Genomic DNA, 8,067 nt, shown 5'->3' with positions numbered 1-8,067 from the left:
GGCGCACTCCCAGCCCCACCGCCATCAGCGGGTAGGTGACCACGTCGAGGATCTCCCGGCGCATGACGTCCGTCACCACCGAGATCACCAGGGCCACTCCAAGGATCGTCCACAGCGCGATGTGTCCAGGCGTCATCCGTCGCCTGTCCCATTCGCGTCCAGGCGTCCGGTATCAAACCAGGGACGCCTGGAGGCCGTCAATTGGCGAACAGCGAGTCGCCCCGGAAGACGGGGTCGGCTCACCGGACCACGAGGCGGATCTTCTCGCTGCAGATGAAGTACTCGTCCCCGTCTTCGATCTTCCGGCGCTTGATTCGCTGCTTGTTGAACCAAGTGCCGTTGGAGGAGCCCAGGTCCTCGATGATCCAATCGTGGCCTTCCTGGGAGATGACGGCGTGCTCGCGGGACACCTTCCCGGAGTTGATGACGAAGTCGCAGTGCTTGCCGCGGCCGATGACGAAGCGCTCCTTGATGATGCGCTCCTGGTCTCCCGACTCCGTGACGAGGAACAGCGCGGAGCCCTCGTCCTCGTCGGGGAGCTCGTCGACCTGCTCCTCCTCCTCGGGCTCGGCCTGCTCGTCCTCGAGCCCCGGGTCGTCCTGATCGGGCAGGGGCTCCTCATCCTCCTCGACCATGTCGTCGTTGGGAGGGGGCGGCTCGTTGTTCTTGCCCTTGATGAGGCGCTCCAGCTCCGCGGCCGTCTCCAGGACGCGCTCGGCCACCTCGCGGCGCACCGGGTCATTGTCCAGGCCGTTGGCGGAAGCCCGCTCCTCCGCGGCGGCCGACGAACGGCCACCGGGGCGAGGCGGGGGAGGAGGCTCCGCCTTCGGAGCGGGCGCGGGCGCCAGCACCGGAGGAGCGGAGGCACGGGGAGCGGGGGCCGCGGAGACGGGGGCCGGACGCGCGGGCGCGGCCACGGCGGCGGGCGCGGCGTGCGCCTCCGCTCGGGAGCGTGCCTCGATGAAGCCGTTCAGACGCGCGAACATGAAGAGCGCCTGGTTGATCAGCGCATCGCGGTCCGAGCCCATCTGCTGGGCCATCTCTTCGTACGTGTCCCACAAGTGGTCGGCGATTCCGACCTTGCGGGCGGGGCGTGAGTTCTGATCGATCATCGGTCTTGACTCGGACGGTACAGGATGACCCGGACTCTATCAGACACCCCAGGCCACGCCCAATTAGTCGAGCCTCACCAGGGCCTGGGCGTTGAGGGCGTTGGGGAAGAGCAGCTCCAGGTTCACCTGTAGAATTCCATCGGCGGAGGGGTAGGCGATGTAGGCCAGCCCCGCGCCGCCCGCCTGGGAGGCCGCCACGGGCCCCGGCAGCGTGTAGAACTGCAGCGCCGCTCCTGAGTTGTTGGAGGTGTCCACTCCGGCGACGTAGGTGGCCACGCCCGAGCCCACCGTCACCACGTAGCGGTCGCCTCGGACGAGGCTCTGGACGGCTTCCGCGCGCAGGCGCAGGGGAGGCGGCGTCGTCGGATAGAGGGGCACCGTCAGCGCTCCGGAGTCGCAGCCCGAAAGCGACGTCGTCGCCAGGAAGTCCGCCGAGTGGAAGGTGTAGGCCGTCGGAATCTCATACCCGGGGACGGTCGCGCTCGTCCCGGTCACGTCTCGGGACAATAGGGTGCCGTTCTGGTCCACCAGCAGGAAGGATTGAGGTCCCGACGCACGCACCGTGAAGAGCGGGAGCTGCGAGCAGCTCTCCGGAATGGGGGTGAGCGTCTCCAACCGCGCCCTCCCCGCTTCCGCCGCGGGCTGCACCGACGACACGACCAGATCCGTCGTGCAGATGATGTCCAGGCTGGCCAGGACAACGACGTCCCCTTCCCTCACCTGTTGGCTGGCCACGGCGGACTGGGGAACCTCGAAGGTCGTCGGTGTCGACAGGTCCCGCTGCAGGTCGATCATTCCTGGGAACGCACCCTGGTAGACGAAGCGGAAGATGCCGTCTGGCACCGAGCCCTCGAAGAGGCCCGTCTGGTCGGCGGTTCTCTGCCCGGTGGGGTTCGCCGGGTCACAGGGGTAGTTCAGGCTCTGCGACACGTTGACGAGCGTGTTCACGTTGGCGCCGATTTCGATCGCCTCTTCCGACGCGTTGCGGGCCACCGCGGTGAAAAACGCCTTGCGCGAATCCAGGTCGAAGTGACGCCTGTCGCCCGCGGAGAACGCGGTGATGGTGCCGTTGGACGAGGGCATCAGGCCGAGCAGCGGCACCGAGCCGACGTCATTCGTCACCACCGAGCCTCCCTCGCCGATGACGATGAACTGCAAGAGCGCGCTCGGCACGAGCGCCAGGCCCGTGGGCAGACCATCCGGGGGACGGATGGGGAACATGGGCGCGCCGCTCAGGTCCGTGGCGCGCAGGCCCGTGGTCGTGTCCACCGCGAGCACGCCGGTGCACTCCGGCGCCCCGCCGCAGGCGACCTCGTCCTTGATGCCATAGACGAACTGACCCGCGGGCATCTCGGAGAACTCGTTCACCGTCGGCGTCGACGGGTCGTCCTGCCGCAGCGTGACGCGGGGATGGGAGACCACGAAGCGCACGGGCGTGTTGTCGAAGCCCGCGGACAAATCCCGCGTCGCGGCGGAGGGCGTGAGGCAGTCCGCGCTCGCCGTCGGACCCGTGTCGGTCACCACCAGCGTGCGCCCGGCCTGCCCGGACGCCTGCCGCGTGGCCACCACGAGCTGGTTGCCGGGCAGCACCGTCATCGCCTGGACGGACTCGCCCACCTGGAGGCAGAACAACGTCACCGAGGGCGGAGCGACCTCTCCGGCCTCGAGCGCCTCCGGACCGGGCACCAGCTGGCGCTCGATGCGCGCCCCGCCGGTGTCCGTGTCCAGGAGCGCGTCGGGGTCCTGGATGGCGTAGTAGAGCACGCTCGGCGCGGGCGGCTCGCCCTCGGGGCGCACGTCCGGCGAGCGGGCCGCGAAGGCCGTCACCAGACTGCGCCCGGTGAATCGCTGCATCTGCACCAGCCGCGCACGGGCGGCGGCCACCACGGAGATCTGCGAGGCCCCGGCGCTGCGCGCGTAGACATACGGCCCCGGAAGCTCCGAGCCGTCCGCCTTGAAGCCCACGTCGTGCGTGAGCGAGTCCGGCCGGTCGAGCACTGGGATGGCCAGCGTCTGGAGCGGGTTGGGCGCGGAGATGAACTGCTTGGGGTTGGCCGCCAGGTCCAGCACCTGGAGCTCGTCGCGATCCGAGGACGTGACGAAGACCAGGTCGCCGACGAGGGTCAGGTCATAGGTGCCGGACAGTCCGGCGAAGCCCGTCGTGGCCTGGGTGTCGGAGCAACCGACGGTCAGCCCGGCGCACGCGGCGAGGACGGTGAGGGTTGCGCGCTTCACGGGGAGGACTCCTGGCACACACTGGTGCCCTGACGCGTGTCGCGGAGCTGCTGCACGCCGAGCAGGGCGACCCGCCGCGCGTCCTGCGGCCGGTCGAGGTTGGGAATGTCGATGACGGCGACACGGCCGTCGCCAAAGGTCGTCGCGAACAGGCGCGCCGCGTTGTTTCGCACGTCCACCGTCAGCCCGAAGGGCTGGCTGGGCTGCGCCGGGTCCTGGTCTCCCACGAGCACCTGCGCGACGAGCTGCCCCACCTCCTCGTCGTAGATGGAGACGGCCTCGTCGCCGCTGCCCGTCACCGCCACCAGGCTGCCCCGGCCCGGACCGCGCACGATGATCTCCAGCTCGCTGGCACCCTCCGGCAGCGACTGCGCGGACACCACCCGCAGCGTGGGGAGGTCCGACAGCGCGTTCTCGATGTCGAGCACGAGCAGCGTGTCCGGGCCGCGCGCCAGCAGGTAGACGCGCTCGCGGTTGGGGTCCACCTGCGTGGGGTTGTCGCGCATCATCAGCGGGGCCACCGCGATGCCGCGCGCCTCGCGGATGGAGTAGATGGCCCGCAGGTCCGACTCGAGCACCCGCTCGGTCGCCGTGCGGTCCACCAGCCTCAACACGTAGGTGGCGGCGAGCGCCCCCAACTGGTTCGTGGAGGAGTTGCGCCCGGAGGCATAGAGGTACCGGCCGCCGATGGCCACCGAGTGCGCCGCACCCGCCAGCAGGCCGTTGACACCCAGCGGGACGAAGCTGGACGTGCTCAGCTCCGCGCGGTCGGGCGCCGAGGCGGGAAGGTCGACCAGGTACGACTGGAGCTCGGTCTGGGACTGGGCGGCGGGCGGCCCCACCAGCTCCGTGTGCGTCACCCACACCCGGGAGTCCGGGTTGGAGCGCTCCACGGCGACACCCATGGGAGACGGGGCGCCGGGCACGCCGTCCTTCGACGACCCCGGGACTCCCACCAGCGACAGGGCATTCACCCGACAGTCGCGTCCGCCACCGCCCTGCTCGCAACTCAGGTTCGCGCCGTCAGCCGACACGTCGATGACCTGGAGGAAGCTGGCCTCGTCTCGCGTCGGGACGAACAGCCGGGGCGGGCGGCCGGGCGGACTCCACAGCGCCATCTCACCCGCGAAGCTGTCGATGAAGACGAAGGCCGGCTCCGTCACGTGCAGGTCGGTGATGCGCGCGGGGAAGGCGGCCACCTCCGCGGTGTCGGTGAAGTCCTTGCCGAAGGGCCGCAGGCCCAGGGCGTCGAGGTCCAGCGCCGTCACCGCGCCGGAGCCGTAGCACTTGTCGAAGTTCGCCCCCGCCACGTACAAAAATCCATTCGTGGAAGTGGTGGCCTCGGGGCGCCAGAAGGCGACACCGCTCGGATAGACGAGGCGAGTGGACGGCGGAGGCTTCGGCTCGGAGTCGACGGAACACGACACGAGCAGCAGCACGGAGGTGACGAGGTAGGCGCGCATCAGAGGGGGGCGGAGTGTAGGAAGGGGCCTCCCCCCGGGCAACCGGAAAGGGGCCCCTCCATTCCCGGGAGCCCGCAAACCGACGAACCAGCGCCCCCGGGGACATGCTTCATCCCCCGGGGGGCAGGCAGCCTCAAGACGGCCGTCAGGCTGCCGCTTCGGCCTGGATCTTCGAGAAGTCGGCCACCTGGTTGAACAGGGCGCCAATCTCCACGAGGAGCCGGATGCGGTTCTCCCGCAGCTCCTTGTCCTCGGCCATCACCATCACCTTGTCGAAGAAGGTGTCCACGGCGGGCTTCAAGCCGGTGATCTCCTTCAGGGCGCCGGAGAAGTCGTCCGACTGGACGAACCCCGCCACGGAGTTTCGGGCCTGGGTGAAGGCGGAGTGGAGTTGCCGCTCGGCGTCGTCCACCAGCTTCTGGGCCTGCGTCTGCCCGCCCGCCACGTCACGGCCCTGCTTCTCCACGATGTTGACCACGCGCTTGAAGGCCACGGCCAGGGGCTGGAAGTCCGCGCGCCCGACGAGGAGGCTCAGCGCCTCCAGGCGCTTGTGCGCGGCGACGAGGTCGTCGAACCCGGCCGCCAGCACCGCCTCCACCACGTCCGTGCGGTGCTGCTCGCCCCACAGGGACTTCAGGCGCCCCCGGAAGAACTCCAGCACCTGCTCACGGGGCGCGGCGTCACCGGCCTTGCGCTTGACGTTGGCCAGCTTGGGCGCGAGCAGCCGCAGCGCCTCGTCCACCGCCCCCGCCAGGCTGAAGCGGTAGCCCCGCCCCAGCACCAGCCGGATGATGGCGATGCACGCCCGGCGCAACCCGAACGGGTCCGCCGCGCCGCTGGGTGCCTTGCCGATGGCGAAGATACCACACAGCGAGTCCAGCCGGTCCGCGATGCCGATGAGCGCGCCCGCGTCCTGCGTGGGCAGCGCGTCCTCGGCGCCGCGAGGCAGGTAGTGCTCGAAGATGGCCTGGGCCACCGCCTCCGGCTCGCCACTGGCGCGCGCGTACTCGCGGCCCATGACGCCCTGGAGCTCCGGGAACTCGCCCACCATGCCGGTAACGAGGTCCGCCTTGGCCAGCGTGGCGGCGCGCTCGATGGTCGCGCTCTCCCCCGCCCGCTTCGTCTGGACCGCCAGCCACACGCCCAGCGTGCGGAAGCGCTCCACCTTCTCCAGATACGTGCCCAGCTGCCCCTGCCACACCACGCGGCCCAGCTTCTCCACGCGGTCCATCAGCGGCGTCTTGCGGTCCTCGTCGTAGAAGAACCGGCCGTCCGCCAGACGCGCGCGCAGCACGCGCTGGTAGCCGCGCAGGCTCAGCTGCTCGTCACGCACGGGCGTGTTGGACACGGCGATGAACTTGGGCAGGAGCTTCCCCGCCCCGTCCACCAGCGAGAAGTAGCGCTGGTGGCTCTTCATCTCCTGCACCAGCACCTCCGGAGGAAGGTCCAGGTGCCGCTCCTCGAACGTCCCGACAACGGGGCTGGGCAGCTCCACCAGGTTCGTCACCTGGTCGACGAGTCCCTCGTCCTCCAGCAGCTTGCCGCCGGCCGCCTTCGCCGCCACCGCCAGCTTCTCCACCAGTTGCGCGCGACGCTTCGCGATGTCCGCGACGACGTTCGCCTTCGCCAGCGAGGCCTCGTAGTCCGCGGGCGCCTTCAGCTCGATGGCGCCGGGCGAGAGGAACCGGTGACCGTGGGTGGTACGGCCGCTCTTCACGTCGCCGAAGACGACGGGAATCACGTCCCCGCCCAGCAGCGCCACCAGCCACTGCACCGGGCGCGCGAAGGACGACTCCACGTCACCCCAGCGCATGGACTTGCGGAAGTTGATGGAGTGCACCGCGACGTGCAGCGCGTCCTTCAACGTGTCCGCCGCCGGGCGCCCCTTCTCCTCCACGCGCGCCGACAGGTACTCGCCCTTGGCCGTCTGCGAGCGCCCCAGGGCGTCCACCGACAGCTTGAGGCTCTCGGCGAACTTCTCCGCCGCCTTGGTGGGCTTGCCCTGCGCGTCGAACGCGGCCTTGGCGCTGGGCCCCAGCACCTCCTTCACCACGTCCTCGCCCGCGTCCGCCACGTCCCGCACCAGCACCGCCAGCCGCCGGGGCGTGCCGTAGACGCTCACCTCACCGTGCTTCAGGCGCGCCTCCGCCATGCGCTCCGTCAACACGCGACGCAGGTCCTCCAGCGCGGGGCCGATGAACGACGCGGGAATCTCCTCCGCGCCGATTTCCAGCAGCAGATCACGCGCCACGAGTCACCTCCGCCTTCTCCTTCTTCTCCACCGGCTTGTTGAGCTGCACCGTCTTCCAGTACTCGCTGGCGGGCTTGCCCTCGAGGATGGCCGGCTGCTCTCCCACCGTCCACGGTGTCTTCAGGAGCGGGTAGCCCAGGCGCTCGCGCATCTGGAGGTAGCCCTCAGCGCACAGCCGCGCGTTGTCGCGCACGCGCTTGATGAACGCCGCGCGCTCCGTGACGGAGATGGCGCCGCGCGCATCCAACAGGTTGAACGTGTGCGAGCACTTCAGCGCGAAGTCATACGCCGGCAACGGCAACTGCCGCTCGATGAGGCGCTTGCACTCCTTCTCGTACGCGTCGAACAGCGCGAAGAGCATGGCCGCGTCCGACTCCTGGAGCGCGTACCGGCTCATCTCCACCTCGTTCGGGTGGAACACCTCGCGGTACTTCACGCCCTTGACCCACTCAATGTCGAAGACGTTCTCCACGTTCTGCAGGTACATGCAGATGCGCTCCAACCCGTAGGTCAGCTCCGCGGAGACGGGCTTGCAGTCGAAGCCGCCGCACTGCTGGAAGTAGGTGAACTGCGTCACCTCCATCCCGTCGCACCACACCTCCCAGCCCAGGCCCCAGGCGCCGAGCGTGGGAGACTCCCAGTCGTCCTCGACGAACCGGATGTCGTGCTCCAGGGGGTCGATGCGAATCTTCCGCAGCGACTCCAGATACAGCTCCTGCACGTTCTTCGGCGCGGGCTTGAGGATGACCTGGAACTGGTGGTGCTGGAACAGACGGTTCGGATTCTCACCGAAGCGTCCGTCCGCGGGGCGACGCGAGGGCTGCACGTAGGCCACGTTCCAGGGCTCCGGACCGAGGGCGCGAAGAAACGTGTACGGGGCCATGGTGCCGGCGCCGACCTCGAGGTCGTACGGCTGCGTGTTGATGCAGCCCTGGTCGGCCCAGTGCTTCTGGAGCGTGAAGATCAGATCCTGAAAATACATAGCTTTGGGTGTCCTTCTCGCGGT

At 69.5% G+C, this 8,067-nt stretch carries 5 protein-coding genes and 1 pseudogene; all 6 read right to left on the bottom strand.

Annotation, left to right across the window (positions count from 1 at the left end; translation table 11 throughout):
• Nucleotides 1–136 (bottom strand): annotated as a pseudogene (locus HUW62_RS48915) (prepilin peptidase); the annotation flags it as partial.
• 103 nt (nt 137–239) lie between these two features.
• On the bottom strand, nt 240–1,112 hold the full coding sequence (locus tag HUW62_RS23055; RefSeq protein WP_163870658.1) for an FHA domain-containing protein: 873 nt from the start codon (nt 1,110–1,112) through the stop codon (nt 240–242).
• 63 nt (nt 1,113–1,175) lie between these two features.
• The gene (locus HUW62_RS23050; protein ID WP_368670458.1) at nt 1,176–3,347 is read right to left on the bottom strand and encodes a hypothetical protein; all 2,172 of its coding nucleotides are present in this window, start codon (nt 3,345–3,347) and stop codon (nt 1,176–1,178) included.
• A complete protein-coding gene (locus tag HUW62_RS23045; protein ID WP_176435630.1) occupies nt 3,344–4,810 on the bottom strand; it encodes a YncE family protein in 1,467 nt (488 codons plus the stop codon). The genes HUW62_RS23050 and HUW62_RS23045 overlap by 4 nt, the downstream gene beginning before the upstream one ends.
• Nucleotides 4,811–4,955: 145 nt before the next feature.
• Nucleotides 4,956–7,061, bottom strand: coding sequence for a glycine--tRNA ligase subunit beta (glyS, locus tag HUW62_RS23040; protein ID WP_176435629.1), 2,106 nt, complete (start codon nt 7,059–7,061; stop codon nt 4,956–4,958).
• Complete coding sequence (gene glyQ / locus HUW62_RS23035) at nt 7,051–8,043, bottom strand: glycine--tRNA ligase subunit alpha (protein ID WP_163870655.1); 993 nt, start codon at nt 8,041–8,043, stop codon at nt 7,051–7,053. The genes glyS and glyQ overlap by 11 nt, the downstream gene beginning before the upstream one ends.
• Between the last annotated feature and the right edge of the window lie 24 nt (nt 8,044–8,067).

Source organism: Myxococcus sp. AM011 (assembly GCF_013372595.1).
Lineage (GTDB): Bacteria > Myxococcota > Myxococcia > Myxococcales > Myxococcaceae > Myxococcus > Myxococcus eversor.
The sequence above is the reverse complement of the archived record's forward strand: the minus strand, read 5'-3'. Positions and strand labels throughout refer to the sequence as shown.

Coding starts and splice junctions, on each gene's coding strand:
- HUW62_RS23045 (WP_176435630.1), bottom strand. CDS start 4,810: ATGCGCGCCTACCTCGTCACCTCCGTGCTGCTGCTCGTGTCGTGTTCC.
- HUW62_RS23055 (WP_163870658.1), bottom strand. CDS start 1,112: ATGATCGATCAGAACTCACGCCCCGCCCGCAAGGTCGGAATCGCCGAC.
- glyQ (WP_163870655.1), bottom strand. CDS start 8,043: ATGTATTTTCAGGATCTGATCTTCACGCTCCAGAAGCACTGGGCCGAC.